The following is a 25154-nucleotide window of genomic DNA, read 5'->3' on the forward strand; positions in this document are numbered from 1 at the left end:
TCAGATGGCCCCCTCCTGGATGATCTCGCCGACCCTGATCTTCTCGCGGATGAGGGACATCTCGGCGTCGATGCTCCTGATCCTCTCCAATGCCAGGGCCTCCTGCTCGCCGGGGGTCAGTATCTTGACGACTTCACCCCCGCACATCACGATGCGGCGGTCGGACAGGAGTGAGACGTAGGGGTCGTGAGTGACGAAGATCACCGCCTTCCCGAGGTTTTTGAGATGCGAGATGACCGCGTCCTTGAATATCCCGGCGTTCTCGATCTCGTCGAGGAGGAGTATAGGCGCGTCCGATATCAGGACCGCATCGGCTATCATGAGGGAACGTGTCTGTCCGCCGGAGAGGGACGACATCCTCGCATGCTCGACTATCTTCTCCCCCGTGAAGTTGTTGGCAAGCCTCACGGTGTCCTCGATGACATTCTCCGCGAGGTTCCTGCGGGTGGAGACGTGCATAGATAGGAACTCGCGAACGGACAGGTCCGCGAGGCACTTCGTGTTCTGGGTGATCATGGCTATCGGCTTGCACGACGGGTCGCGGATGAACTCCTCGGGAGGCACATCCCCGTTGACAAGGACCCTGCGGCCGGTGACGGTGTCCCCCTGTGCGAACACCTCGATATCGTTGATGAAAGCGGTCTTCCCCGACCCGGTCGGACCTACAATGGAAATTGTATCTCCCGGGGAGATCTCGATGGGATCGAACGTTTCCGGGGTCCCGCGTTTTGTCGTTCCGGGACAAACGGTGATGGTCACACCACTTCTATCGACATGCATGTCAACGGATTTTCAGCCTAGTTATTTAACCTTAGAGGATATTATTATCCTAATAAGGAATAATTTAACCCGAATCCCGATGTGTATTTCCCATTCTGGCAATGCCATCGGACATTATAAGCACAATCCCAATGGGGATTTATTATTCTAAAAAGGAAAATATAAACCCGAATATTCCAATGAGGAACAAGACTCCTTATCAGGAAAAAGAGAAACGGTAGGGAGAACCGTGCACCACAGATACAATAAAAGTTGTAGTAGGGGCCGAGGCCCCATCTGGTTTGAACTGGTCAGATGTCCCTGAAGAGGGTCGCATACTGCATCTTCTTCGCGCCGAAGTACTCCTTGCAGTAATCGGCGGTGGACTCAGGAGGGAACTCCTTGCAGGAGAACACGTCGATGAAGGCCCTGTCCGTGTCCTCTGCGAAGTGTCCTGCGATGCAGGAGGTCTCAATGAGCTGGATGAGCGAGTATCCCTGAACCTTGGGATCCGCGCCGAACCTCACGGCGATGGGCTCTCCATACCTTTTCATGTGAATGTGGTCTGCGAGATCGATAGCGAACTGCTTGATGAACTCACCGTCGCAGATCTTCTCGTGATCGCACTCCCCCAGATCGATTGCGATGTGAAGTCCCCACTGCTTCTCATCGTTGTACTTCTTGATCGACTCCTCATCGGAGAGGAGGGGTCCGGAGAAAGGGCTCATACTGTACATTTACTCACCACGGGTCTCCCCGCGAACGCTCCATCATCATACCCTATTTCAAACTGACCCCGCCCTTCAGAAGCGGTTGTCCCTACAGAGTCCATCGCGGTTTCTATCTGTCTCTGACGGGTCACATGACCGCGGTCTCGGAAGACGTAAATAATCGGCGGACAAACCGGTCACCGATACCATGGCAGGATCCAAAGTCTATTTCACCGACATGCGCTGCAAGATTGGGGACAGCCTCCTGCAGAAGACCGAACGCCTGGTCAGGGCCGCCGGGATCTCAGACATCGACATGGACCAGAAGATGGTGGCGATCAAGCTGCACTTCGGGGAGCTCGGAAACCTGTCGTTCCTGAGGCCCAACTATGCGAAGGTCATCGCGGACATCGTGAAGGAGAACGGGGGCATACCGTTCCTGACCGATTGCAACACCCTGTACGTGGGATCTAGGAAGAACGCGGTGGAGCACATGGACACCGCCAACCTGAACGGCTTCTCCCCCATGAGCACGGGATGCCAGGTCATCATAGCGGACGGCCTCAGGGGATATGATGACGCGGAGATACCTCTGGACGGGGAGTACGTCAAGAGCGCCAAGATAGGGCGCGCCATCGCGGATGCGGACACGATCATCACGCTCTCCCACTTCAAATGCCACGAGCAGGCTGGGTTCGGAGGGGCCCTGAAGAACCTGGCGATGGGATGTGCGTCCCGTCGCGGGAAGATGGAGATGCACTCCGCCGGGAAGCCCGTTGTGGACGCCGAGAAGTGCAGAGGCTGCAGGAGATGCCTGGAGTTCTGTGCGGTCGACGCGATATCCATGGACGGGGGGAAGGCCGGGATCGACGAGGACTCGTGCGTCGGATGCGGGAGGTGCGTCAGCGTGTGCCCCTTCAACGCCATCGAGCCTATGTACGACGAGAGCCCCGACATCCTGAACGCGAAGATCGTCGAGTACGCCATGGCGTCCATCAAGGGCAAGGACAGCTTCCACATAACCGTCATCTGCGACGTGTCCCCGTTCTGCGACTGCCACGGGGAGAACGACATGCCCGTCGTGCCGAACGTGGGCATACTCGCATCGTACGACCCGGTCGCCCTGGACAGGGCATGCATAGACCTCGTGCAGAAGCAGCAGATGATCCCCGGGTCCCTCCTGTGGAACAACTGCGACGGGAGGAAACCGTCCGACGTTTTCAAGTGCGTCCAGCCCAGCACACGCTGGCAGAGCACGTTCGAGCATGCGGAGAGGATGGGATTCGGATCCTCCGACTACGAGCTCATAGAGGTAAGGTGAGATGGACCCCATAGCCCTGGGCAACATCTTCGAGACCCTGATGCTCCTCGGGTTCGCGTCCGCGTGGCCGTTCAACATCGTCCGCGCATGGAGGGCACGCACGTCCATAGGCACGAGCGTCGTGTTCATGGCAGCGGTCGAGTTCGCGTACGTCTGCGGGATGCTCAGCAAGATAGTGTCCGGTGACATCACGTACGTGTTCGCGTTCTACGTCCTGGACTTCATGCTGGTGGCCACCGCCCTGGCGATATACTTCAGGAACAGGGCCCTGGACAAGGCGCGTGGCAGACCTGTGTCGGACGATTGATGACGATCAGACGCGCAAACGACACTGGCTCCCTCCGGGGAGCCTTGTCCTTCCACCGTGCATCCCTAGGCACTCTTTATAACGTTGAGAGCGTTAGGGACCCTCGATGGAATCCTTTGAGGAATTGATTTCCAAGGCCGAAGCGGGGGACGTGCAGTCCTGCTTCGAGCTTGGGCAGAGGTGCGCGCTCGGCGAGGGCGTCGATGCGAGCGAGTCTGCCGCCTTCGGTTGGTACATTCGCGCAGCCAAGATGGGTCACCCCGGGGCACAGTTCGTCGTAGGCCACTGCTACGCCTACGGTCTGACGGTCCCAGTAGACGCCATGGAGGGCTGCATGTGGATGTTCCGCGCATCCATGGGGGGCAATGCGGAGGCGTACAGATGGCTGTCCGACTATTACCAGTCGCACGAGACGCCGAAAGACAGTGTTCTTTATGACTACTTCAAACAGAGGAGTGGCCCCGAAGACCCTGATGCCACCTTCATGCTGGCAAAGCTCAAGGAGCTGGCCGTTGGAACCGAGTTCGACCCCGCCGGGGCCTGCGCGGACTACAACGAGGCCGCGAAGTCCGGGCACTATGCCGCACGCCTGATGGCTGCGACATGCGTTCTCAACGGAATGGGAACCGCCCGTGACAGGTCACGCGGTGCAGGACTCCTCCAGGAGCTCGCGGACGACGGCTATGCGCCCGCCGCGATCAGCCTCGGAAGGTGCTATGAGTACGGGTACGGCGTCGACAGGGACCGCTCCAAGGCATTCGCCATATACAGGGAGCTCGCCGAGTTCGGTAACGATGCGGGGATGTACAGCCTCGGAAGGTGCTACATGGACGGCGTCGGTGTGGACAAGGACGGACCCATGGCATACGCATGGTACTCCGCTGCCGCGGGCAGGGGATCCATAGCCGCCATATACGGTCTCGCTAGATGCCACATCGGCGGGGTCGGCACCGAGAAGAACCGCGACCTCGGCCTGAAGCTCCTGGAGGAGGCCGCATCGTTCGGCCAGACCGATGCGATGGTCATGCTGGGACAGCTCAACGCCCGCGGAAAGCAGGTGAAGAAGAACACCCAGGCGTCCGCATCCTGGTTCAAGAAGGCCGCGGACCTCGGGGACGGTTACGCCCAGCTCATCACAGGAGACAACTACTCCAACGGGACCGGGCTCAAGAAGGACAGCAAGCTCGCCATGAGGTACTACCTCATGTCCGCCGCACACGGCAACGATGTCGCGTGCTTCAACGTCGGAAACGCCTATGCGCTCGGCCGCGGTGTTCCCAGGAGCGACGAGCAGGCGTTCATCTGGCTCAACAGGGCCGCCGAGGACAACTACATGAAGGCCCAGTACTCCGTCGCCGAAGCCTACGCCAAGGGACGCGGGGTCCAGAAGAGCATCGCCAAGTCTTTCTCCATCCACAAGCAGCTGGCGGAGAACGGCTTCGCCAAGTCCCAGTACCACGTCGCATACGGGTACATGGAGGGCGAGGGTACCGAGAAGGACCCGGCCGTCGCATACCAGTGGTTCGTCAAGGGCGCCGAAGGAGACGACCCCGTCTGCCTCTACTACGCCGGATACTGCTGCCAGAACGGTCTCGGGACCGAGAAGGACATGGACAAGGCCATCGACTGGTACACCCGTGCCGCCCAGTTCGGGCACATCATGTCCAGGGAGATCGTCCAGAAGCTGACGGGACAGAAGGTCGAGATCAAGGAGAAGGAGTCCCCGTTCCAGGCCTACCTCAGGTCCGCTGAGAAGGGAGACCCCGACGCCATGTTCATCGTCGGCCGTTGCTACCAGGACGGCGTGGGCACCGAGAAGGACCCCGCCAAGGCCGCGGAGTGGATCCAGAAGGCCGCTGACAAGGGCAACGCCGCCGCGAAGCGCATAATCTCGCAGTCTTCGAAGCAGTGAGATAAACAGGCGGGGACCACCCCGCCATTTTTTGATGTTTTGCGATGATCAGAGGATCATCACGATGCCCGCCGCGAGAAGCACGACGAGGGACAGGATGGGAAGCAGTCCGACGACCCTGTCCTGTTTGGGGAATGAAGCTGTCTCCTTCATGCCCGGTGCATGCGTGTACACCTAAATAACCCATCCTTCAAAAGGGCATAAAAACAACCTCTCTATACGGGTATACCGTGAGCGTAGGCAGGATAAAGGTCATGTTCGTCTGCTACGGGAACATCTGCAGGAGTCCCATCGCAGAATTCTCTTTCAAGAAACTACTCGAAGACGAAGGCCTGAGCGACAGGTTCACCGTGTGCTCCTCGGGAACCAGCGGCGACCATCTGGGGGAGTCCCCCGACAGGAGGGCGGTGGCCACGCTCGGCATGCATGGCATCTCATGCGAGGGGAAGCACGCCAGCAGGCTCCTCCGTTCGAATTACCTGGACTACGACTACATCATCGGCATGGACTCCAGGAACATCGATTACATCCGTCGCATGTGTCCGCCTGAGCATGTGTGCGAGATCGGCCTCCTGATGGACTTCGCCGGAGGCGGTGAGGTCGCCGACCCGTACTACACAGGCGATTTCGAACGTGCATATCTCGATATAACCAGGGGATGCCGCGGACTTCTGGACCACATCCTGGAACAGCATCCGGAGCTCAGATGACACTCATCAGGGCGTTCATCTCCATACATGTCCCCTCCACGTCCGAGGCGGAAGGCCTCCGCAGGGACCTCAGGATAGCCGGACTGAGACCGTCCCCTGCCGAACAGACTCACATAACACTGAGATTCATAGGCGACGTGGACGATTCCAAGGTCAGGAAGATATCTGAGTGCGTCGAACGCGCCGTGCACGGAACGGGGAGGTTCGATGTGGAGGTATCCGGGTTCGGGGCATTCCCGAACAAGGAGCGTCCGACCGTGCTGTGGATGGGCGTCGGTCCCGAGGATGTCCTGTCCGGGATGTCCGAGGGCATATCGTCCGAACTGAGAAAGGCCGGCATACCGTTCGACCCGAAGCCGTTCAAGGCCCACGTGACCGTGGCAAGGTGCAGGGACAGGATGGACCCGTCAGAGCTGTTCTCCAAGTACTCCGACAGGACGTTCTGCAGATTCCAGTGCTCGGAGGTGCTCGTGATGAGGAGCGTGCTCGGACCGAAGGGCGCGACGCACACGGTCCTCTCCAGGATACCGCTGGGTGAGCGATGATGTCCGGACCGAAGATCCGCATAGACGACTCCGTGGAGCTCCGTTCGGAACTCTCCGGGATCGTCGATGGGAGGAGCCAGAAGGTCCTGGCGCTGTGGGCCAGGGCCATGGCCGAACGCATCGCGATGGAATTCCCGGAGAGCGATGCGGTGTCCGAATCCACCGTGGCCCTGTCGGAGACGGTCGACGGCTTCATAGACGGGACCATGTCCGTCGGAGAGATCCGCCGCCGCGGTCTAGAGGTACATGCGCTCGCCAGGGATGCCGAGGGTGCGGAACAGGCCGCGATACGGACCATCGGACAGGCCCTGTCCGTGTGTCACATGAGGGAGCATGCCCTCGTCGCCTCGGACTATGCGATCAGGACTGTCAACCTCCTCCGTCCCGGCGACATCGGAGCGGTGATCGATGAGAGGAACACCCAGATCAGGGACCTCGCCTGAGCCCATGGCATACGGACCTCGGTACCCTACACATCCAAGAGCGTATGTGTAACACTTACTCAGTCGCAGAGGTTCTTATTCTAGGAAAGGAAAACCGTCCCGAGGACCATGAAAATGGATAATCGTGACACGGGAACGATGGGAGGAATAGAGGGCCTCCCGCTACAGCTCATGATCGTCATACTGGTGGCGACCATGGGCGCAGGGATATTGATCGGATGGATGAACAGCATAGAGGCCCCGCAGTCGATAGGGGAGGTGACCGTCGATGAAGATTGCATCGAAGTGAGAGAGGACGGGTATCTCGATGGTTTCACCGTAACCGTCACGGACCAGGACGGGAACCTTCTCGAGGGTGCCACCGTGGTCCTGGACGGTCTCAACGTGACAAATGAAGACGGGACGCCCCATGGTAAGACCGGATTGAACGGCAAGGTGTCTTTCAGCGGATTGAAGATAGACCCCTACGGGAGCGGGACGGTAGGATTCATCAACGTCCTGGTGACGAAGACGGGATACACCGAGAGCAATGACGTGAAGATCACGGTGATACTGTGATAAGGGACCGCCGTGGCATCATCGGCATGCCGATAAAACTTGCCGTGGCGGTCCTGGTAATCGCCACGATGACACCTGTGATCGTCGACATGGTGGACGATGCCGAGGACTCCCTGTCCACCATCGACACGGAATCGGAGGCCAGGAAGATAATGGAGGCCGTCTCGGATGCATTCTTCGGAGGTTACGGATGCACCGTATCCGTCAACGTGTCGATCCCGACCGGGGAATCGATAGTCCTGGGCGGAAGCTCCGGGAACGAGTATTCCCTGAGGATAATGGCGAACGGCGAGGTCAAGAAGAAGATCATGCTGGAGAGACCGGGCGTCCCGGTGCTCAATGACGAGATCGAGATCTCCGGGGACACGGTCCTGAAGGTCATCAGCTGCTGGGACGGGGACAGGTCGGGGGTGAGAGTCGAGACATGATCGAGTTCACCCTGTCCAGGGTCGTCCTGTGCGTATGCTGCATCTCGCTCCTGGCGGCCTCCGTCGGAATACTGGAGACATCCCATAACCGTGACGAGGGACTGATGAGCGATAACCTGGCAGAAGGCATAGCGGACCTCCTGGACAGATTCCAGGCATCCGAGGCCGACGAGATGGTCCTGAGAGGGTACGAGCTCCTTCCGTCCGAATCGCATGTGCTGATCGTCAAGGACCATGTGGTGACGGTGACGGACGGCGAACGCCAATCCAAGGCGGCGACCGCATACGGGGGATCCGTGGAGCTGGACCACGGGTCGGAGGTCGTGATCCGGAAGTCACTGTCCGAAGGTCTCGGCTATATGCCTGACGGCACTGGCGAAGATATCGATCTCATCGACCGTGTTATAGATGTATGTGGACGCACGGGCGCTACCGTCGATGCCGCGCGAGACATAGAACGGATGGGTGCAATGCATCCCTGAGCGTATCATGACCCCGGCCATGCTGTCTAGCATCATGCCGATGTCATGGGCGCCCAGCCCGTCTATGTTGAAGGAGAAGACACTTCCCCTGAGGGATGGCTCGTCCGGCCCGACCACATGAAGGCCCGGGACGTCCTCCAGGTCCGAGAATATCCTCCTCATGAGCATGGAATCCCACTTCTCCACCTCGTCCATCCCGATCCTGGAGAGGTACTCTATCGCGGCCTTCGTACCGACTATGCCCGCATAGTCGTGCAGTCCGGCCTCGAACCTGTCAGGTATCGGGGCCAGATTGACGGAATCGTATGTCGCCAGACCAACCGTGCCTCCTCCCAGGGCCATGGGGCGGAGCCTCTCGAGGACCTCGCGCTTCCCGTACATGACGCCCATGCCGGAGGGCCCCAGCATCTTGTGTATCGACATGCAGTATATGTCCGCGTCCAGGTCCTCCAGGTCCACCTTCATGTGCGGTGCCGATTGGGCGCCGTCGACGATGACCGTCGCCCCGTAGTCATGGGCTATCTCGGAGACGGCCTTTATCGGTACCGTGCACCCCGTGACATTGCTCGATTGCTGGACGGAGACCACCTTGACCTTGCGGTCCATGCACCTGTGGAACGCCTCGATGTCGAACCTTCCATCCTTGCCGCTCCTGGAGAAGCGCCTCTCCACCCCCGCGGTCTCGGCCAGCCTCATCCAGGGGACGTGATTGGAGTTGTGCTCCATGTCCGTCGTCACGACGACGTCCCCCCTCTTCAGCCCCAGTCCGTACGCGGCGGTGTTCAGACCTTCGGTGCAGTTCCGCGTGAAGACGTAGCATTCGGGATCCTTCGTCCCGAAGAAGGACGCCAGGGTCTCCCTGGACTCGTCCACCGCTATCGAGACGCGTGTTGCCATGGAATGAACGCTGCGACCCCCGCATGCCGGATACTCCTCGTAATACTCGGTGACGGCACGGATGACGCTGTCAGGCCTCAGGGACTGACATGCGCTGTCCAGATAGATCCCCTGTCCCTTGCGTACCGTCGGAAAGTCTTTGCGGACCGAGTTCACGTCCATGGATGCCCTTATGGGATTCTCCATATTAACCCGCGCCCGCGACTATCTTATAAAGCGATGTGCATGGGTTCGGACATGGTATCGCTGAGGACCGCGATCGGAGATTTGGAGATCGACAGACCTGGGATGGTCGCTTCCGGGATCATGGACGAGACCGGACCGTCACTCGTCCGCATGATCGGATGCGGATGCGGCGCGGTGGTGACCAAGTCCATCGGACTGGAGCCCAACGCCGGACACATGAACCCGTGCTTCACAGAGGTGACCGGCGGGTACGTCAATGCGATGGGCCTTCCCAACCCCGGAATAGAGCTGTTCGCGGAGGAGATGGAGGTCGCGGTCAGGGCCGGGAAGGTCATAGGGTCCATATACGGATCCTCGGCGGAGGACTTCTCCAAACTGGCAGCCAGGATGGAGGACTTCGGAGCCTCGGCCGTCGAGCTGAACCTCTCGTGCCCCCATGCCAAGGGGTACGGGATGGAGGTCGGGACCGACCCCGTCATGGTCCGCTCCATAGTCTCAGCGGTCAAATCATCGGTCTCCATCCCCGTATGGGCCAAGCTGACGCCCAACACGCACATCCTCCAGGACATCGGCCTCGCCGTGCAGGATGCGGGAGGGGATGCGGTCGTCGCGATAAACACCCTCAAGGCGATGGTCATCGAGCCCGAGTTCGCAAGGCCCCTACTCAGCAACAGGTTCGGAGGCCTCTCCGGAGAGGGCATCAAACCCGTCGGGGTAAGGGCGATATACGACCTGAGGACGGTCCTCGACATCCCTCTGGTAGGGGTCGGGGGGATCGCGACATGGAGGGACGCGGCCGAGTACATAATGGCCGGAGCGTCCGCGTTCCAGGTCGGTAGCGCAGTGGGGACGAGAGGACCGGAGGTGTTCGACGAGATAAACTCGGGACTCTCGGGATTCATGGAAGAATACGGGTACGACTCGATCGGGTCCATGGTAGGTGTTGCCCATGAGTGATGTCGTCATTATCAAGGAGGTCGTGGACGAGTGCTACGACACCAAGACGTTCAGGTTCGACTGGGATGCGGATGCGAGACCGGGACAGTTCATCATGGTGTGGGTCCCCGGGATCGACGAGATCCCCATGTCCATATCCGGCATAGACGGAAGGGAGAAGAGCATCACCGTCAAGGCCATAGGGGATGCCACCAGGGCCATCCACGGGTTCGTCGCCGGGGACCGCCTGAGGATACGCGGACCGTTCGGGAACGGGTTCGACCTCTCCAAGGGGGAGCTCCTGATAATCGGAGGCGGCGTCGGCGCGGCCGCGGTCATGCCCGCCATCGCACAGACCGGCGCGGACGCGATAATCGCGGCCAGGTCCGAGAGGGACGTGATCATGGACTCCGTCGCATCGTCCAGGTCGAAGAACGTCTGGATCGCCACCGATGACGGGAGCCGCGGGTTCCACGGGAACGCGGTCCAGCTCATGAAGGAGCGCGTCAGGGAGAAGCACTACGACTGTGTGGTCGCATGTGGTCCGGAGGTCATGCTCTGGTTCACGTTCAAGGCCTGCCAGGAGCTCGGACTCGAATGCCAGCTATCCCTGGAGAGGTACATGAAGTGCGGTGCGGGGGTGTGCGGATGCTGCGTCATGGACGATTCCCGCATCTGCAGGGACGGCCCCGTCTTCGATTCCGAGAAGCTCTCCAGGCTCACCGAGTTCGGTGTCGCGAAGAGGGACGAGTGCGGTCGCACCGTGAAGTTCAGATGACTCAGGCGAACAGCATACTGGTGGTCCACGGGAACCTGTCCGTGGATGTCCCACGCAGGCTCTTCAAGGGCCCGGAGTGCGTCATAGACGAGGAGGCCGCGGGACCGTTCAGGGAGATGCTCAGGGGAAGGTACCCCTGGCTCTCCGAGAGCTCCGTGGATGTCCTGATGAGCAAGGCGCGCAAGGAGATGGTCCGCGTCCTCGACGAGGAGACCAAGGGCAGAAGCCACAGCTCCGTCCTAGCCAGGGACGGGAAGCTCGAGGAGGCCATCGCCCACATGAGGCTCCACATAGAGTCCGATCCGGAGGATGCGGACTCCTGGTACGAACTGGGGAAGCTACTCTGCGATGCCGGCAGGGCCGACGAGGGATACAAGGCCTTCAACCGCGGGAGGGAGCTCGCTGCCGCCCCGAAGAGGAGAAGAGCGCATTGATGGCGTCCACCACCTCGGGGACCGTTGCGCCCCACGGCACGCGCACGACGTCCCCGTCGAGCTCGTAGCCCTGCTTGACCTTGCAGCACTTCACTATGGTCTTCTCCCCGTCCCTGACGTGATCGGCGGGACAGACGTTTATGAACGGCACGTCGGACCCGTAGAGCTCCCTGTAGATCCTTCTGGACAGATGGCAGCCGATCAGGGTTACCGGCCTGTCTACCTCGGGAGAGTCGTCCAGGAAGTAGAACGGCCTGTCGGATGAGAGATGGGATGCCCTGCATGGGAACATCACGGCCTCCGTCTCCACCTCCGGGACCTTGGACAGCATGTCGATGATTCTCTCCTCCATCACGACTGGAAGGTCCACGAACCCGGACGCCAACGCGATGCGCACGAGCACGCCGAGCTTCGAGGGCGCGGGCGGCACATTGTCCACGACGGTGAGCCTCAGAGGTTCCAGGTCCTTCACATAGCTTATGTGCGAGAACATGCCGCGGACCACGACGGCCTTTCCAGGATGACCCGATTGGAGGACGGCCATTGCCGGAAGGTTCAGGACATCCAGGTCTGGATCCTCCACGAAGACCGTGTTCTCGGGAAGCGAGATTATCCTGTAGCCCTCCACATCCCTGAACAGGCCCTTCCCATCCGCCTTGTGGAGCTCCACCACGGCATAGTCATCCCCGTTCCTGAGGATGAGCGCCTCGGCGCGGACGTATGCGCGCCATCCGTCCATGAGCCGGGCTATGTTCTCCGGTGTGAGCGGGACGTCCACCTCGCGCATGGAGGCATCCTTGCAATGCATGGCATGTCATCCGAGAGGACCTATGTATATCTGGCTGGACGGGAGGCCTGAACGCCGAGCCAGAAGATCGGATGCATACCCTCGTTCATCAGTATTATTTTATATCGGAAACCAATCGGGAGTGATAGGTCGGGGTACCACAGCGGCCATGGGGTGGACTGCAGATCCATTTATGGGGGTTCGACTCCCTCCCCCGACTCCATCATTATTCCCAATTAATCCGTGACCTCGAGGTCTAAAAACCCTCCTGATTTATCAAATTGACGAAAGCATCCGCTAACCATACTCTGTCGATCTCATCAACGCGTGCTCGCACGCGGACTTCGATCCTGTGAAATCCGAGGAGGTGACAAAACACGTCCGAAGAAAGACAGGACCAGAGCCTCGTGCTTCAAACTGCGGCCCTGGTCCTTCAGTTTGTTCGGCTCATCGTCGAACTGCTGAAGTAAGAAACCCCTTACGACTGCCTCATAGGCAGTCGGCTCAGTTTCTAAACAGCAATTAGAATCGGGATTATATAAAACATCGTCAAGGTCGTCCGGATTGTATCACGGCGAACCATGAACACGACCGGACCCGTATGTATAGGGAAGGGACTCTGCCGGACCCGGCAGAGGTTTTGTTATGGATCCTGCAGAAGGTCACTCCTCGTCGAAGAGCTCCATGTAGGTTCTCACGATGAACTCATCATTGAGTTCACCGAAGGACTCGATCAGCTGGTCGTCCTCGACGAACATGCCGTACGGGGTCCCCTCGTACATCACATACACGGAGCATCCGATGGGCTCGTTGTCGTACTCCTTCTCGAGGAAGTCCTCGAAGTCGTCGTTGCGCTCCTCGATGGCATTGAGGACATCGCCCTCGGCATCCCCGAAGAGCTCCTCGAGGTCATAGTCCTCGTCATCGATGAAGTAGTCGTCGAAATCAGGATAGTCGTACTGTATGAACAGCACCTTCGCATCGACGGCCTTGGCGAAGTCCAGGGTGGACTCGATATCGTTGCCGTTGACCAGGACGGGGCCCTCCATCCACTCTATGTCTCCCTCGACCACGAAGACTGGCAGCTCTGCGATCTTCCTTATGTCCTCCAGGGACGGTACGGGACTCTTGCTCATGATGACGACATCTCAATGGACGTCTATTAAGGTTGCGTGGCACGTCAGATTCCATGATATTGCGTTTAAATGCACGTATCCACATGGCAAGGTTTATAAATAGTCTTTAAATAGGCCGGTTCGGTGCTTAGATGGCAAAGATGAACATCGAGAATGTTGTCGCTTCTACCTACCTCGGTCAGGAGCTCGACCTCAACAAGATCGAAGACGCTCTGGATGGAGCTGAGTACAACCCTCAGCAGTTCCCCGGACTCGTCTACAGGCTCAAGGAGCCCAAGACCGCGACCCTGATATTCAGGAGCGGAAAGGTCGTGTGCACCGGCGCGAAGTGCCGTGAGGACGTTAAGGTGGCAATCTCGAAGGTCGCCAAGGATCTGGAGAAGGCCGATGTCCACATCACCATCGAACCCAAGATCGAAGTGCAGAACATCGTCGCATCGTCCGATCTGGAACAGGAGATCAACCTCAACACGGTCGCTATCACCCTGGGTCTGGAGAAGGTCGAGTACGAGCCCGAGCAGTTCCCCGGACTCGTCTACAGGCTCGACGACCCCAAAGTCGTGGTTCTGCTCTTCGGGTCCGGCAAGATGGTGTGCACCGGCGCCAAGGTCCCTGAGGACGTAACCCGTGCGGTAGACAAGATCGCCGCCGAGCTCAGGGCTGCAAGCCTGATGAGCTGAGATGAAATCATGGGTGCCTTCGGGCACCCGCTAAAAACCCCTTTCGGTTTCTGAAGCACGAAGATATCATGGAAGTCGACGACAGGCTGGAAGGCATCCGCACCCCCAGACAGATGCTGCGCTTCGCACTACCGACGATCGTCGTGATGGTCTGCATCTCGTCCTACTCCATAGTGGACGGAGGGCTGGTGTCCAACATGATAGGCACGGATGCCCTTGCGGGACTGAACATAATAGTCCCGATCCTGGGGCTGGTCAACGCCTTCGGGTTCATGTTCGCGACCGGCGGGTCGGCATACATAGCGAAGAGGTTGGGCGAGGGGGACATCGAGGATGCCCGCAGGACGTTCTCCGGGATCACCGTCATCGCTCTGGTCGCCGCTCTGGTCCTGACGACGGTCACGCTGATGTTCTCGTCCGACCTCGTCGGCCTCCTGGGAGCGGACGAGCGCCTCCACGACTATGCGGAGACGTATCTCCGGACGATAATAGTGTTCGGACCCATCATAATCCTCCAGTACCTGGTGACACAGTTCCTGATAACCGCGGGAAGGCCGGACATATCGCTGATGGGGTCCATAGCCAACGGCCTGGCGAACATCGTCCTGGACATCCTGTTCATGGGACCTCTCGGGATGGGCATAGAGGGCGCCGCGATAGCATCGGGGATCGGGTCCACGATCACCCTGACCGTCGGTCTCGTGTACTTCACCAGGACGAAGGACTGCCCCCTGCGCTACACCCGTCCGTCCCTGAGCGCCAGGATGCTCGGGAAGGTGTGCTCCAACGGAGCGTCCGAGATGGTGACCGAACTCGCGGGGTCCGTGACGACGGTCCTGTTCAACCTCACCATGATGGCCTACCTGGGCCCGGACGGCGTGTCGTCCCTGACGATGATGATCTACATCCAGTTCCTGGCCACCGCCGTTGTCATAGGATATTCCATGGGGATCGCTCCGATAATGTCCTATAATTACGGCGCAGGAAGGCGCGATCTGATGGGGATCCTCCTACGCACGAGCGTCAGACTGGTCGCCCTGGTGTCCATCGTCATATTCCTGACGGTGGAGCTGTTCGGATGGGTGATCGTGGGGCTATTCGCCGGAGGCTCGGAGACCGTCGAGGAGATCGCGATACACGGTTCGGCGATATTCGGGTTCTCGTTCCTGTTCATGGGAATGAACATCTACGTCTCGTCGCTCTTCACGTCACTCTCCAACGGGATCCTCTCGGCGACGGTGTCGTTCCTGCGCGGACTGTGCCTGCAGGTGCTGATGATACTCCTGCTCCCGCTGATGTTCGGGACGGACGGCATATGGCTAGCCGTTCCGGTGACCGAGATGGTCACCATCGTGATATCGATGGCCCTGGTCCATAGAATGGCCCCGAGATACGGGTACCTGGACCGTGCCGAAAGTGTCCGAACGTGAACGGATCACATGCGCTTGAAACCGCGCAGCATCCACTGGGTGATGGACTTGAACCCGTACTTCAGGGTGTCCTTCATGTGACGGCTGTGGCTGCAGACGATGGGGGCCTCGTTGTGCATTATGTACTCGACGACCTCCTGCCATGTCCTGAGAGAATCGGGGAGCTCGACGTAGCCCTCCCCGATGTGACGGGGCGTATGCGCGTCGCTGCCTGCGATCATCGGCTTGCCGACACGCCTGGCCAGCCTCTCCGAACGGCGGTTCGCCGATGGGACGGAACGGCCGTTCCTGGCCTCGATCCCGTCGAACGGGTATGCCAGGGTGTTCTTCTCCCCGAGACCGGACCACCACCTGTACGGGTGTGCGGCGAATGCGTATCCCCCGGCCTCGTGTATCCTGTCTATGGTCTCCTGTATGGAGAGGTCGCGGGGGATCAGCCTGTCTATCCCCAGCGCGACTATGTGGCCCTCGGCGGAGGACACCTCCTCCGCCGGGATTATGATGATGCGGCCGTTGTCCTTGAGACGCGGATACGCCTCGAACTCGTTGTGGTCCGTCACCGCGATGCATCCTATCCCCATGCGCTCCGCGTAGTCCAGGAGCTCCTCCAGAGTGGTCTTGCCGTCGTTGGAGTACAACGTGTGCACATGGAGATCCGCTTTCATCTGACCTGCGCCCCGTCGATGAAGTCGAGGTTGTCCGTCGTGACGAAGCAGCCCTTCCCGTCTCCCATGGGGAGCCTCTCGTCTCCGTCGAAGACGAAGGCGGCGGCCGCAGGGCATCCCTCGGGCGCATCGGAGCCGAGGATCTTCCCGTCCGCGAGCTTCCCGACCTTGATCGAGCACTTCTCGAAGTGCTTCACCTCGATCCTGGACGAGGACACCTCCAACCCGCAGTTGATCTGCGTCCCGTTCGGAACGTCCGCGGAGGGCTTCAGCAGGAGGACGGCGTCCCCGCCGAGCTCCTCGTCGTCCAACGCCATGAGCATCCCCTCGGACCTGACCCCGCGGAACTTGGCGGGCTTGAGGTTGGAGATTATCAGGAGCCTCCTGTTCTCCATCTGATCCCTGGGATAGAGGGACTTGATGTTGGTCACGATCTGCCTGGGCTCATCCTCCCCCAGGTCGACCTTCAGGACGTAGAGCTTCTCGGCCTCGGGGTGGTCCCCCACCTCGACGACGGTCCCGACCCTTATGTCCAGTCTGCGGAAGTCCGCGAACGGTCCTGCAGGTACCGCTGCGGGAGGTTCCTTCTTCTTATCCTTCTCCTGATTGTCCATTTTCGGTGCCTCCTTGGGTGCTTCGATCTTCTTGTAGACGGGGACGGGCTCCTGGAGCTCCTGTCCCGCGGGCATGGGTGCCAGCGCCTCCTCGATGCCGGCGTCCTCGGGCGTTCCCTGGAACCCCATGAACTGCCAGATCCTCTCGGACGACCTGGGCATGAACGGCCACATCATGACGCAGAGGGCCTTGCATATGCGGAGGGTCGTGTTCATGACCGCACCGCATGCGTCCTTGTCCTCCTTGACCAGGGCCCAGGGCTTCGCGGCGTCGAAGAACCTGTTGCCGTAGCGGGCGAGGTCCATGACGACCTTGATGGCCCTCTTGAGCTCGCACACCTGCATGAGCTCCCTGTACTCGCCGAATGCCCTCTCGATCTCCGCCAGCGTCTCCGGGTCCGTGTCCCCCGCAGGCACCGTGCCGAAGTTCTTCCTGGTGAAGCTCAGGCACCTGTGGTAGTAGTTCCCGAGGGTGGCCACGAGGTCGTTGTTGATCTTCGTGTCCAGATCGTCCCAGGTGAACTCGGTGTCATGGGTGTCAGGCATGTTGATCGACAGGTAGAACCTGATCGCATCCGGGTCGTACCTCCCCAGGACGCTGGGGATGTCGATGGCCCCGCCGTTGCTGCGGCTCTTGGAGAGCTTCCCCCCGTTGATCATGAGGTATTCGTTCGCAGGTATGTCGTACGGGAGGTCCAGACCCCCCTCGCCCATGAGTATGGCCGGCCAGATGATGGAGTGGAACGGTATGTTGTCCTTCCCGATGAAGTAGTAGTGCCTCGCGTCGGGGTCCTTCCAGAAGCCCTCCCAGTAATCGGGCTTGCCGATCATCCTGGAGTACTCGACGGATGAGCTCAGGTATCCGATGACCGCCTCGAACCAGACGTAGATGACCTTGTCGTCCCACCCCTCAACGGGTATGGGGACACCCCAGGACATGTCCCTGGTGATGGCCCTGTCGTGGAGCCCGTCCTGGAGCCAGTTCTTGGTGAACGCCTTGACGTTCGCCCTCCAGTAGTCCTTCCCGTCCAGGTATCTGAGGAGGTCCTCCCTGAACTCGCTGAGCTTCAGGAAGAAGTGCTCGGTCTTGCGGATCTCCGGGGTGGAGCGGCACAGGGTGCAGTACGGCTCGAGGAGGTCCCCGGGCTCGAACGTGGTGCCGCAGGCATCGCACTGGTCGCTCCTGGTCTTCTCCGCTCCGCATTTGGGACACACGCCCTCGACGTAGCGGTCCGGGAGGAACCTGTCGCACTTGGGACAGAAGTACTGCTCGGTCTGCTTCGTGTAGATCAGACCCTTCTCCCTCAGGTCGAGGAAGAGCTTCTGGGTGATCTCGAAGTGAGTGGGGCAGTGGGTCTTGTTGAAGAGGGAGTACTCGATCCCCATGTCCTCTATGGCCTTCTTGTTGATCAGATGATACTTGTCGGCATACGCCTCGGGGGTCATGCCGTTCTTCTCCGCGGAGACGGTGATCGGGGTACCATGCTGATCGGACCCTCCGACCATCAGGACCTCGTTGCCGATTATGCGATTGTATCTGCTGAAGATATCCGCAGGAAGGAGCGACCCTGCCATGTGGCCCAGATGGATCGTGCCGTTCGCGTACGGCCATGCGACGTTGACTACTATCTTTGCCATTGTAACGTGCACGCGACTGCACGCGCGGGATATATACCCGTCGAGGGAAAAACGGGCCGGGCACATGCCATATACTTGCATAATAACAAGTATTTTTTATGATTACGTGCAAAAACTCTATTTCAATGTTTATGATTACGTGATTATATTGAAGGATAATCTTATTGAATACGTGATTATACGGCTATAATGATTATATGATTACGTGTTATTAAATAGTAATGAACCCATATCCAAACATGGATGGGGTGATTCTGAAGAGGAAGGCATACGGACAGATGCTATCTTGGAAGAACAACAGCCAAGGCGCATCTTCACTTCTCATAGACGGTGCAAGACGCACCGGGAAGAGCTTCCTGGCAGAGGAATTCGCGAAGAACGAATATCGCTCCCATATAACCATCAACTTCAGCAAGATTGATGAATCTGTACTGGACATATTCAGACATGAACGGAACGACCTCGGCGAATTCTTCGTGAGAATGCAGCAATACTTCAATGTCACACTGTACGAACGTGAGTCCGTGATCATCTTCGACGAGATCCAGCGTTTTCCGATGGCCAGGGAGTTCATCAAATTCCTCATCGAAGATGGCAGATACGACTACATCGAGACAGGATCCCTCCTCTCCATCATAGGACTGACCGACATCGTCATCCCGTCGGAGGAGGACACGCTGTATCTCCATCCTCTCGACTTCGACGAGTTCCTCTGGGCGATGGGCGATGAGATCACATCATCGTACATCAGGGAATGCTATGAATCCCTGAAGCCCTGTGGAGATGCGAACCATAGGAAGATCATGAACAGGTTCAGGGAGTACATGCTTGTCGGAGGTATGCCACAAGCTGTCCTCGAATACATGAAGACCAGGAACTTCGAGAAGGTCGATGTCGTGAAGAGGAGGATACTCAGGCTCTACCGCATGGACGTGGCGAAATTCGCCAAGGGCTACGAGGACAAGGTACGGACGATATTCGACAGCATACCCGACCTTCTCTCCAAGGGTGGGAGGAGATTCATCCTGTCCGAGGCGACGAATGACAGAAATGCCCGGACCAGAGCATACGACGAGGCGTTCATGTGGCTGGTGGACGCTCGCATCGTCAACAGGTGCGTAAGGTCCACCGACCCGTCCATAGGGCTCATGCTGAATGCGGACTCCACCGCGCACAAGCTGTACATGGCGGACACCGGACTGCTCGTGACCGCTGCGCTGGACGAGTCCAACGCGACCGAGGAGGACATCTACAGGGCGATCATGTTCAGGAACCTGGGGATCAACGAGGGGATGTTCGCAGAGAACGTCGTCGCCCAGATGCTTGTATCCAGCGGAAAGAAGCTGTTCTTCTACTCGAAGACGGACAGGAACGATTCGAGCAACACCATGAAGATTGATTTCCTTATAAAGAAAGGGAAGAAGATATGTCCTCTCGAGGTGAAGTCATCCGACTACACATCCCATTCCTCGCTGGACAAGTTCCACACCAAGTTCAGGGACAACACCGGGACCAGATACATCCTCTACACCAAGGACCTGAAGGTGGAGGACGGGATGGTGCATCTCCCTATGTACATGGCGATGCTGCTCCGATCATGCCGGGACGGATTCCCTGGAGGACACCCTCCTCAGCATGAGCCAGGCATGGATGCCCATCATCAGTCCGCCGATTATCTCCGCGATGGCCATCATCCACCACAGCGAGGTCAGAGTCCCGATGGACACGGTGGCGACCCAGAACGTGCCGGTCAGGAGTATGTTCCTTGCCAGGGAGTTCACCATCGCACCCGATGCACGGTCTATCGCCTGGAGCAACGCGGAACCCGTGTAGACCATGGACATTACTGGGAGGAACATCGCGAAGAACAGCAGCATGGATGCCATCTCCCCGTGGAGGTACATCAGGTCCTCCGAATGGGTGAACACCGACGCGAGAGGGCCGGAACCCAGTGCCAGCACCACCGACAGGACCAGCGTCCAGAATATGGACAGGCCCACAGAGTAGCGGAACGCGTCACGGATCATGTCGAACCTCCCCATCCCGTACTCGGCCGAGCAGACGGCGACCATGGCACCTCCCATCGCCTGGGCGATGATGAGGATGAAGTTGGCTATCCTCCATCCCGTCGAATAGAGACCGACCATGTCCGTTCCACCGACCTCTATCACCAGATAGTTCAGGAAGATGTTGAAGAGGTACATGATCGACAGCTCGAGCGCCTCCGGCCCCCCTACGGAGAGGATGCCCCTGCAGACCCTCCGGTCGTAACGGTAATCGGACCTGCGGATCCTGATGTACATGCCCTTGCCACGGAGATACCAGTACGCCGCGATGACACAGGACGTCCCGAACGCGATGACGGTGGCCCAGGCGGCCCCGGCGACGCCCATGTCGAGCCCGTAGATCATTATCGGGTCGAGCACGATGTTCACCACGGCCCCGATCACCTGGATCGCCATGGAGCGCTTCGCGGCACCTTCGCCGCGCAGCATGCCGGACATCACACCGCTGAGAAGGATCAGGAACGTGGATGCGTACAGGGGATAGGCGTACTCGAGACACTCCTTGACGGTGTCCCCCGCGCCCATTATGCCCATGGTGTACTCGGCGGTCAGCAACAGGAACGGTGTCAGTATCAGACTGACCAGGACGGTTATCAGCACCCCCTGTCCAGCAGAGTGGTTAGCATCGCGATGGTTCCTCAGCCCGATGCTCCTGGCTATGGCCGCCCCGACCCCTATGCCCAGACCGTTGCCTATCCCGATCAGGATCGTGTATATCGGATAGACGATGCCGAGGGCGCTCATGGCGTTCCCCCCGAGCCCGGCGACCCAGAGGCTGTCCACGATGTTGTTCAGCTGCTGGAAGAACAGTGCGACGGCTATAGGGATCGTGAGGGCGATGACCCCCTTCCTCTGGTCCCCCAGAAGCGTCCTCGTGCCTTCGGTCTCCTCGCTCATCCCATCGTCTCCGCGACACCTCCTGTTTCCTCACCTATATATAAGGAGATTGATTCGGCGAACACATGCGGATCGCGGCCGTGCTGAACGACAGATGCCAGAACAAGAAATGCAACCAGGAGTGCGCCAAATTCTGCCCCCTGAACAGAACGGGCGTGGAGTGCGTCACATTCGGCGAGAAGGGGAAGCCCATAATCTCCGAGACGCTCTGCCAAGGATGCGGGATCTGCGTCAACAAATGCCAGTTCGAAGCTGTCAAGATCATCGGTCTCGCGGACGAGCTGAAGGAGGACCTCATGCACCAGTACGGTCTGAACTCCTTCCGCCTGTACCGCCTGCCCGTCCCCAAGAAGGGACTGGTCACGGGTATCCTCGGACCGAACGGTATCGGGAAGACCACCGCGATCAAGATGCTGTGCGGGATAGAGGTCCCCAACCTCGGGAACTACGAGAACCCCCCCACCAAGGAGGAGGTCCTGTCCAGGTTCTCCGGGAGCGAGCTCCATGATTACTTCGAGACTCTCTGGGCGGGGAACATCAGGACCGCGATGAAGCCCCAGTACGTCGACAAGCTCCCCCAGGCGACCAAGGGCGTCGTCAGGGACCTCCTCGGCAAGGTCCAGGAGCGCATGACCATCGACGAGGCCGCCGAGACGTTCGACCTCACGGAGGTCCTCGACAGGGAGCTGGACAAGCTCTCCGGCGGAGAGCTGCAGAGGGTGGCCATGGCCGCGACCATGATGAAGGAGGCCGATGTCTACTTCTTCGACGAGCCCACCTCGTACCTGGACATCTACCAGAGGGTCAAGATGGCCCGTCTGATCAAGGAGCTGAGCGCGGAGAAGCAGGTCATGGTCATCGAGCACGATCTGGCCATACTGGACTTCCTCGCGGACAACGTGAACGTCGTCTACGGTTCCGAAGGGGCGTACGGGGTGTTCACCCTCGCGAGACAGGTGAGGACGGCCATCAACGTCTATCTCGACGGATACCTCCCGGAGGAGAACATCCGCTTCAGGGAGAGGCCCATCGAGTTCGAGGCGTCCCCTCCCCGCGGGGACTGGCAGACCGGCGACCTCATAACGTTCCAGGGCCTGAGGAAGGACTTCGGGGAGTTCCAGCTGGACATCTCCGGAGGGTCCGTCAAGATCGGGGAGTCCGTCGGTATCGTCGGACCCAACGCCACCGGGAAGACCACCCTCGTGAAGATGCTCGCAGGGATCGTGAAGCCCGACGAGGGGGAGATGGACAGCAAGGTGAAGGTCGCCTACAAGCCCCAGTACATCGCGGCAGACTTCGACGGCACCGTCCAGGACCTGCTCTTCATGAAGGCCTACGAGACTGTCAGCTCGAGCTTCTTCAACGGGGAGGTCATAGAGCCTCTGGGCATCAAGTACCTCATGGAGAAGAAGGTCGCCAACCTGTCCGGGGGAGAGCTGCAGAGGGTGGCCATCACGCTGTGCCTCGCGACGGAGGCGGACATCTACCTCTTCGACGAACCGTCCGCCTACCTGGACTCCAACCAGAGGATGAACGCCGCGAAGACCATCAGGCGCATGATGGAGAAGTCCGGGCGCAGCGCCATGGTCGTCGACCACGACATCTACTTCCTCGACATGGTCTCCGATTCCATGATGGTGTTCGGCGGGGAGCCGGGGCACCACGGGGTCGGCGACGGGCCGTTCGACATGCGCGAGGGCATGAACAGGTTCCTCTCCGCCGTCGACATCACGTTCCGCAGGGACGCGGACACCCACAGGCCGAGGATCAACAAGCCCGAGTCGAGGCTCGACAGGGAGCAGAAGGGCAAGGGCGAGTATTACTACGCCTGATCCCTAAGCTGCCGACGGTCACTTTAAATCGAAGAACGGATGGAACGGCCGATGGGAAAAGCGGACACTCACCTCCATACCGAATACTCGGGATTCCAGAAGCTCGGGATAATCAAGTTCCCTGAGTCCGTGGCACAGCCGTCCGCACAGGTGGACCGCGCGCGCCGGAACGGCATGGACGTGCTCTGCATAACCGATCACGACGAGATCCACGGCGCGTTCCTCGGACAGAGGTACGCCGAGCAGTTCGACGACATACAGGTCGTCGCAGGGGAGGAGGTCACGACCGCCGACGGCGAGGTCATCGGCCTGTTCCTGAACGAGAGGATCCCGTCCATGCTCTCCGTGGAGGAGACCATCGACATCATCAGGGAGCAGGACGGGATAGTCATAGCCCCCCATCCGTTCAGCTTCCACGTCCCCGGACTGAAGGAGAGGGTCCTAGACCTCGACATAGACGGGTTCGAGGTCATCAACGGCGGACATCCCGATGCGTACACGAACATGTTCGCGAGGCTGGTCATGGACCGCTACCCCGGCAGATGGGCGGAGACCTCCGGGAGCGACTCCCACTCCAAGTACACCGCGGGATACAACTGGACGGAGTTCCCCGGGTCGACGGCCGACGACCTCCGGAAGGCGATCCTCGACAAGACCACCAAGGCCTGCGGGAAGCCTGCGCCGGTGTTCGGGCAGGTCCAATGGAGCGTGGACGTCGTCATAGGGGGGCAGAAGCTGATGTACCGTTCCCTCAAGGGGAAGCTGAAGAACGTTCCCCAGGACGCTCTGATAGAGAAGATCAACAGCATCAGCGACCTGAAGAAGGCCACGGGGATCATGGCCGGCCTGATGTACGTGGTGCCCCCGATATCCCTCATAGCCACCGTCCTCAGCACATCATTCCTCAAGTCCGGCCAGGAGAGGATGATCCCCCAGATCCCCGAAAGGCTGGAGCACATAGACAGGCTCATCAAGGAGATCGATTCCAAGGGCGGCCCCGGGGTCGGACGCCCCAGCTACCTGGACGAGGACCGCGACAGCCCCCTCGCCGAGTACACCGGACTCCCGTTCAAGCTCCCGTTCAAGGTCGAGAGGAACAAGTGATGGACTGCTACAAGGTGGCGGTCAACGTCCCCTCGGGGACCGAGCAGGGGTTCATGGACTCGGTGAACGAGGTCCTGACCCCGTTGTATCCCGGATACGACCGGTGCTTCTGCTGGTGGAAGGTCAACGGCACATGGAGACCGCTCGAGGGCTCGAACCCGTATCGCGGAAGGATCGGGGAGGTCGAGGTCGCGGAGGAGGTCCGCATAGAGTTCGCCGTGAAGGCGGAGGACCTCGAGAGGGTAGTCTCCAGGATCGTGGAGGTCCATCCCTACGAGGAGCCCGCCATAGACGTCGTCCCGATGGTGCCCTGGAAGGACGTCATTCAACGGGGCGGTAGTTGAATATGTTGTCGAACGACCTCTGCATCCTGTGGATCTTCAGGCTCTGCTTCCTGTAGTCCCTCTCCTCGGCATCGATGAGGCCCATCTCGCAGTACTGGTCGAGTACCGCATAGGCCTCGTCGTAATTGCCCTCGACGCCGACGAGGATGTCGATCAGCCTGTTGCGGCAGGAGATCGCCTTGGGAAGGGCCCCGTCGACCATGATCCCGTCCGCGACGGACGGGTACAGGTCCAGGTTCCTGCAGCACATCTCCTTGGCGCGGTCGAACATGTCCGATCCGAACAGACCCTCTATGAACCCCTCCGTGGCCCTGAAACGATCCAGGTCGGACAGCTCCATGGACTCCAGCTCCTCGCCCGCGGTCACGGCGAGCTTGTAGTTGTGGTCGTCCACCGCCCTTGCCATGAGATCCACCAGGAAGGCGTTGGCCGATGAAGAATCGATACCGTCCAGATACCTGCGGGTCCTCACCTTGTCCTGGGACGAAAGGGAACCGTACCAGTCGGAGAGTCCTGCCTCGGAGATCTTCTCAGGAATAGCGTCTGCCATGGGTC

General features: G+C 59.5%; 25 protein-coding genes, 1 tRNA gene and 1 pseudogene. 18 read left to right on the forward strand and 9 right to left on the reverse strand.

From position 1 onward, the window contains the following. A complete protein-coding gene (locus tag V5D86_RS02500; protein ID WP_414595112.1) occupies positions 1-780 on the reverse strand; it encodes an ATP-binding cassette domain-containing protein in 780 nt (259 codons plus the stop codon). A gap of 290 nt (positions 781-1070) precedes the next feature. Continuing rightward, positions 1071-1487, reverse strand: coding sequence for an S-adenosylmethionine decarboxylase family protein (locus V5D86_RS02505; RefSeq protein WP_414595113.1), 417 nt, complete (start codon positions 1485-1487; stop codon positions 1071-1073). A 190-nt stretch (positions 1488-1677) separates the two neighbouring features. Here V5D86_RS02505 and V5D86_RS02510 point away from each other — a divergent pair, with 190 nt between their 5' ends. The 8 genes from V5D86_RS02510 (at position 1678) to V5D86_RS02545 (ending at position 7693) form a co-directional block, all read left to right on the forward strand. Beyond that, positions 1678-2790 (forward strand): DUF362 domain-containing protein, encoded by a 1113-nt coding sequence (locus V5D86_RS02510; protein ID WP_414595114.1) that lies wholly within the window; start codon positions 1678-1680, stop codon positions 2788-2790. Position 2791: 1 nt separating this feature from the next. After that, a complete protein-coding gene (locus V5D86_RS02515) occupies positions 2792-3097 on the forward strand; it encodes a hypothetical protein (RefSeq protein ID WP_414595115.1) in 306 nt (101 codons plus the stop codon). 106 nt (positions 3098-3203) lie between these two features. Further along, positions 3204-5009, forward strand: a complete 1806-nt coding sequence (locus tag V5D86_RS02520; protein WP_414595116.1) for a sel1 repeat family protein — start codon at positions 3204-3206, stop codon at positions 5007-5009. 230 nt (positions 5010-5239) lie between these two features. After that, the gene (locus tag V5D86_RS02525) at positions 5240-5719 is read left to right on the forward strand and encodes a low molecular weight protein-tyrosine-phosphatase (RefSeq protein ID WP_414595117.1); all 480 of its coding nucleotides are present in this window, start codon (positions 5240-5242) and stop codon (positions 5717-5719) included. After that, a complete protein-coding gene (gene thpR / locus V5D86_RS02530) occupies positions 5716-6264 on the forward strand; it encodes an RNA 2',3'-cyclic phosphodiesterase (RefSeq protein ID WP_414595118.1) in 549 nt (182 codons plus the stop codon). The genes V5D86_RS02525 and thpR overlap by 4 nt, the downstream gene beginning before the upstream one ends. Beyond that, positions 6261-6707 carry a putative immunity protein gene (locus V5D86_RS02535; protein ID WP_414595119.1) on the forward strand — a complete coding sequence of 149 codons (447 nt, stop codon included), beginning with the start codon at positions 6261-6263 and terminating at the stop codon, positions 6705-6707. Before thpR ends, V5D86_RS02535 begins: the two co-directional genes overlap by 4 nt. A gap of 138 nt (positions 6708-6845) precedes the next feature. Next, a complete protein-coding gene (locus V5D86_RS02540; protein ID WP_414595120.1) occupies positions 6846-7265 on the forward strand; it encodes a carboxypeptidase-like regulatory domain-containing protein in 420 nt (139 codons plus the stop codon). Positions 7266-7291: 26 nt separating this feature from the next. Beyond that, entirely contained in the window at positions 7292-7693 is a 402-nt protein-coding gene (locus tag V5D86_RS02545; RefSeq protein ID WP_414595121.1) for a hypothetical protein, read from the forward strand. Positions 7694-8028: 335 nt separating this feature from the next. On the opposite strand, the gene V5D86_RS02550 is transcribed toward V5D86_RS02545, so the two are convergent. Then, positions 8029-9258, reverse strand: coding sequence for an aminotransferase class V-fold PLP-dependent enzyme (locus V5D86_RS02550; protein WP_414595122.1), 1230 nt, complete (start codon positions 9256-9258; stop codon positions 8029-8031). A 51-nt stretch (positions 9259-9309) separates the two neighbouring features. Between V5D86_RS02550 and V5D86_RS02555 the strand changes: the two genes are divergently transcribed. Genes V5D86_RS02555 through V5D86_RS02565 form a run of 3 tightly spaced genes read left to right on the forward strand, consistent with a single transcriptional unit; the run spans position 9310 to position 11406 of the window. Beyond that, entirely contained in the window at positions 9310-10215 is a 906-nt protein-coding gene (locus tag V5D86_RS02555; protein WP_414595123.1) for a dihydroorotate dehydrogenase, read from the forward strand. Further along, on the forward strand, positions 10208-10972 hold the full coding sequence (locus tag V5D86_RS02560; RefSeq protein ID WP_414595124.1) for a dihydroorotate dehydrogenase electron transfer subunit: 765 nt from the start codon (positions 10208-10210) through the stop codon (positions 10970-10972). The genes V5D86_RS02555 and V5D86_RS02560 overlap by 8 nt, the downstream gene beginning before the upstream one ends. Further along, positions 10969-11406 (forward strand): tetratricopeptide repeat protein, encoded by a 438-nt coding sequence (locus V5D86_RS02565; RefSeq protein WP_414595125.1) that lies wholly within the window; start codon positions 10969-10971, stop codon positions 11404-11406. The genes V5D86_RS02560 and V5D86_RS02565 overlap by 4 nt, the downstream gene beginning before the upstream one ends. Here the strand turns inward: V5D86_RS02565 and V5D86_RS02570 are convergent. After that, entirely contained in the window at positions 11354-12214 is an 861-nt protein-coding gene (locus tag V5D86_RS02570) for a hypothetical protein (RefSeq protein ID WP_414595126.1), read from the reverse strand. The genes V5D86_RS02565 and V5D86_RS02570 overlap by 53 nt on opposite strands. A gap of 128 nt (positions 12215-12342) precedes the next feature. On the opposite strand from V5D86_RS02570, the gene V5D86_RS02575 reads away from it, so the two are divergent. Next, positions 12343-12416: transfer RNA gene (locus V5D86_RS02575), tRNA-Cys, on the forward strand. 439 nt (positions 12417-12855) lie between these two features. Here V5D86_RS02575 and V5D86_RS02580 read toward each other — a convergent pair. Beyond that, positions 12856-13329: a hypothetical protein gene (locus V5D86_RS02580; protein ID WP_414595127.1), complete on the reverse strand. Its 474-nt coding sequence runs from the start codon at positions 13327-13329 to the stop codon at positions 12856-12858. A gap of 131 nt (positions 13330-13460) precedes the next feature. Here V5D86_RS02580 and V5D86_RS02585 point away from each other — a divergent pair, with 131 nt between their 5' ends. Further along, positions 13461-14009: a TATA-box-binding protein gene (locus tag V5D86_RS02585; protein ID WP_414595128.1), complete on the forward strand. Its 549-nt coding sequence runs from the start codon at positions 13461-13463 to the stop codon at positions 14007-14009. A 68-nt stretch (positions 14010-14077) separates the two neighbouring features. Beyond that, positions 14078-15439, forward strand: a complete 1362-nt coding sequence (locus tag V5D86_RS02590; protein WP_414595129.1) for an MATE family efflux transporter — start codon at positions 14078-14080, stop codon at positions 15437-15439. 5 nt (positions 15440-15444) lie between these two features. On the opposite strand, the gene V5D86_RS02595 is transcribed toward V5D86_RS02590, so the two are convergent. Next, positions 15445-16104 (reverse strand): PHP domain-containing protein, encoded by a 660-nt coding sequence (locus V5D86_RS02595; protein ID WP_414595130.1) that lies wholly within the window; start codon positions 16102-16104, stop codon positions 15445-15447. Next, positions 16101-18356 carry a methionine--tRNA ligase gene (gene metG, locus V5D86_RS02600; protein ID WP_414595131.1) on the reverse strand — a complete coding sequence of 752 codons (2256 nt, stop codon included), beginning with the start codon at positions 18354-18356 and terminating at the stop codon, positions 16101-16103. Before metG ends, V5D86_RS02595 begins: the two co-directional genes overlap by 4 nt. Before the next feature lie 278 nt (positions 18357-18634). On the opposite strand from metG, the pseudogene V5D86_RS02605 reads away from it, so the two are divergent. Next, a pseudogene (locus V5D86_RS02605) lies at positions 18635-19948 on the forward strand (ATP-binding protein); the annotation flags it as partial. 3 nt (positions 19949-19951) lie between these two features. Here the strand turns inward: V5D86_RS02605 and V5D86_RS02610 are convergent. After that, positions 19952-21319: an MATE family efflux transporter gene (locus tag V5D86_RS02610; RefSeq protein WP_414595132.1), complete on the reverse strand. Its 1368-nt coding sequence runs from the start codon at positions 21317-21319 to the stop codon at positions 19952-19954. Between the two features lie 65 nt (positions 21320-21384). On the opposite strand from V5D86_RS02610, the gene V5D86_RS02615 reads away from it, so the two are divergent. The 3 genes from V5D86_RS02615 to cutA are packed head-to-tail and all read left to right on the forward strand — an operon-like array spanning position 21385 to position 24599. Continuing rightward, positions 21385-23151: a ribosome biogenesis/translation initiation ATPase RLI gene (locus tag V5D86_RS02615; RefSeq protein ID WP_414595133.1), complete on the forward strand. Its 1767-nt coding sequence runs from the start codon at positions 21385-21387 to the stop codon at positions 23149-23151. A gap of 51 nt (positions 23152-23202) precedes the next feature. Beyond that, complete coding sequence (locus tag V5D86_RS02620; protein ID WP_414595134.1) at positions 23203-24255, forward strand: PHP domain-containing protein; 1053 nt, start codon at positions 23203-23205, stop codon at positions 24253-24255. Next, the gene (gene cutA / locus V5D86_RS02625; RefSeq protein WP_414595135.1) at positions 24255-24599 is read left to right on the forward strand and encodes a divalent cation tolerance protein CutA; all 345 of its coding nucleotides are present in this window, start codon (positions 24255-24257) and stop codon (positions 24597-24599) included. The genes V5D86_RS02620 and cutA overlap by 1 nt, the downstream gene beginning before the upstream one ends. Here the strand turns inward: cutA and V5D86_RS02630 are convergent. Continuing rightward, positions 24577-25149, reverse strand: coding sequence for a hypothetical protein (locus V5D86_RS02630; RefSeq protein WP_414595136.1), 573 nt, complete (start codon positions 25147-25149; stop codon positions 24577-24579). The genes cutA and V5D86_RS02630 overlap by 23 nt on opposite strands. Positions 25150-25154 lie beyond the last annotated feature (5 nt).

It is taken from the genome of Candidatus Methanoprimaticola sp. MG2, assembly GCF_047501175.1.
Lineage (GTDB): Archaea > Thermoplasmatota > Thermoplasmata > Methanomassiliicoccales > Methanomethylophilaceae > Methanoprimaticola.

Coding starts and splice junctions, on each gene's coding strand:
- V5D86_RS02500 (WP_414595112.1), bottom strand. CDS start 780: ATGCATGTCGATAGAAGTGGTGTGACCATCACCGTTTGTCCCGGAACG.
- V5D86_RS02505 (WP_414595113.1), bottom strand. CDS start 1,487: ATGAGCCCTTTCTCCGGACCCCTCCTCTCCGATGAGGAGTCGATCAAG.
- V5D86_RS02510 (WP_414595114.1), top strand. CDS start 1,678: ATGGCAGGATCCAAAGTCTATTTCACCGACATGCGCTGCAAGATTGGG.
- V5D86_RS02515 (WP_414595115.1), top strand. CDS start 2,792: ATGGACCCCATAGCCCTGGGCAACATCTTCGAGACCCTGATGCTCCTC.
- V5D86_RS02520 (WP_414595116.1), top strand. CDS start 3,204: ATGGAATCCTTTGAGGAATTGATTTCCAAGGCCGAAGCGGGGGACGTG.
- thpR (WP_414595118.1), top strand. CDS start 5,716: ATGACACTCATCAGGGCGTTCATCTCCATACATGTCCCCTCCACGTCC.
- V5D86_RS02535 (WP_414595119.1), top strand. CDS start 6,261: ATGATGTCCGGACCGAAGATCCGCATAGACGACTCCGTGGAGCTCCGT.
- V5D86_RS02540 (WP_414595120.1), top strand. CDS start 6,846: ATGGGAGGAATAGAGGGCCTCCCGCTACAGCTCATGATCGTCATACTG.
- V5D86_RS02545 (WP_414595121.1), top strand. CDS start 7,292: ATGCCGATAAAACTTGCCGTGGCGGTCCTGGTAATCGCCACGATGACA.
- V5D86_RS02550 (WP_414595122.1), bottom strand. CDS start 9,258: ATGGAGAATCCCATAAGGGCATCCATGGACGTGAACTCGGTCCGCAAA.
- V5D86_RS02555 (WP_414595123.1), top strand. CDS start 9,310: ATGGTATCGCTGAGGACCGCGATCGGAGATTTGGAGATCGACAGACCT.
- V5D86_RS02560 (WP_414595124.1), top strand. CDS start 10,208: ATGAGTGATGTCGTCATTATCAAGGAGGTCGTGGACGAGTGCTACGAC.
- V5D86_RS02565 (WP_414595125.1), top strand. CDS start 10,969: ATGACTCAGGCGAACAGCATACTGGTGGTCCACGGGAACCTGTCCGTG.
- V5D86_RS02570 (WP_414595126.1), bottom strand. CDS start 12,214: ATGCATTGCAAGGATGCCTCCATGCGCGAGGTGGACGTCCCGCTCACA.
- V5D86_RS02580 (WP_414595127.1), bottom strand. CDS start 13,329: ATGAGCAAGAGTCCCGTACCGTCCCTGGAGGACATAAGGAAGATCGCA.
- V5D86_RS02585 (WP_414595128.1), top strand. CDS start 13,461: ATGGCAAAGATGAACATCGAGAATGTTGTCGCTTCTACCTACCTCGGT.
- V5D86_RS02590 (WP_414595129.1), top strand. CDS start 14,078: ATGGAAGTCGACGACAGGCTGGAAGGCATCCGCACCCCCAGACAGATG.
- V5D86_RS02595 (WP_414595130.1), bottom strand. CDS start 16,104: ATGAAAGCGGATCTCCATGTGCACACGTTGTACTCCAACGACGGCAAG.
- metG (WP_414595131.1), bottom strand. CDS start 18,356: ATGGCAAAGATAGTAGTCAACGTCGCATGGCCGTACGCGAACGGCACG.
- V5D86_RS02610 (WP_414595132.1), bottom strand. CDS start 21,319: ATGAGCGAGGAGACCGAAGGCACGAGGACGCTTCTGGGGGACCAGAGG.
- V5D86_RS02615 (WP_414595133.1), top strand. CDS start 21,385: ATGCGGATCGCGGCCGTGCTGAACGACAGATGCCAGAACAAGAAATGC.
- V5D86_RS02620 (WP_414595134.1), top strand. CDS start 23,203: ATGGGAAAAGCGGACACTCACCTCCATACCGAATACTCGGGATTCCAG.
- cutA (WP_414595135.1), top strand. CDS start 24,255: ATGGACTGCTACAAGGTGGCGGTCAACGTCCCCTCGGGGACCGAGCAG.
- V5D86_RS02630 (WP_414595136.1), bottom strand. CDS start 25,149: ATGGCAGACGCTATTCCTGAGAAGATCTCCGAGGCAGGACTCTCCGAC.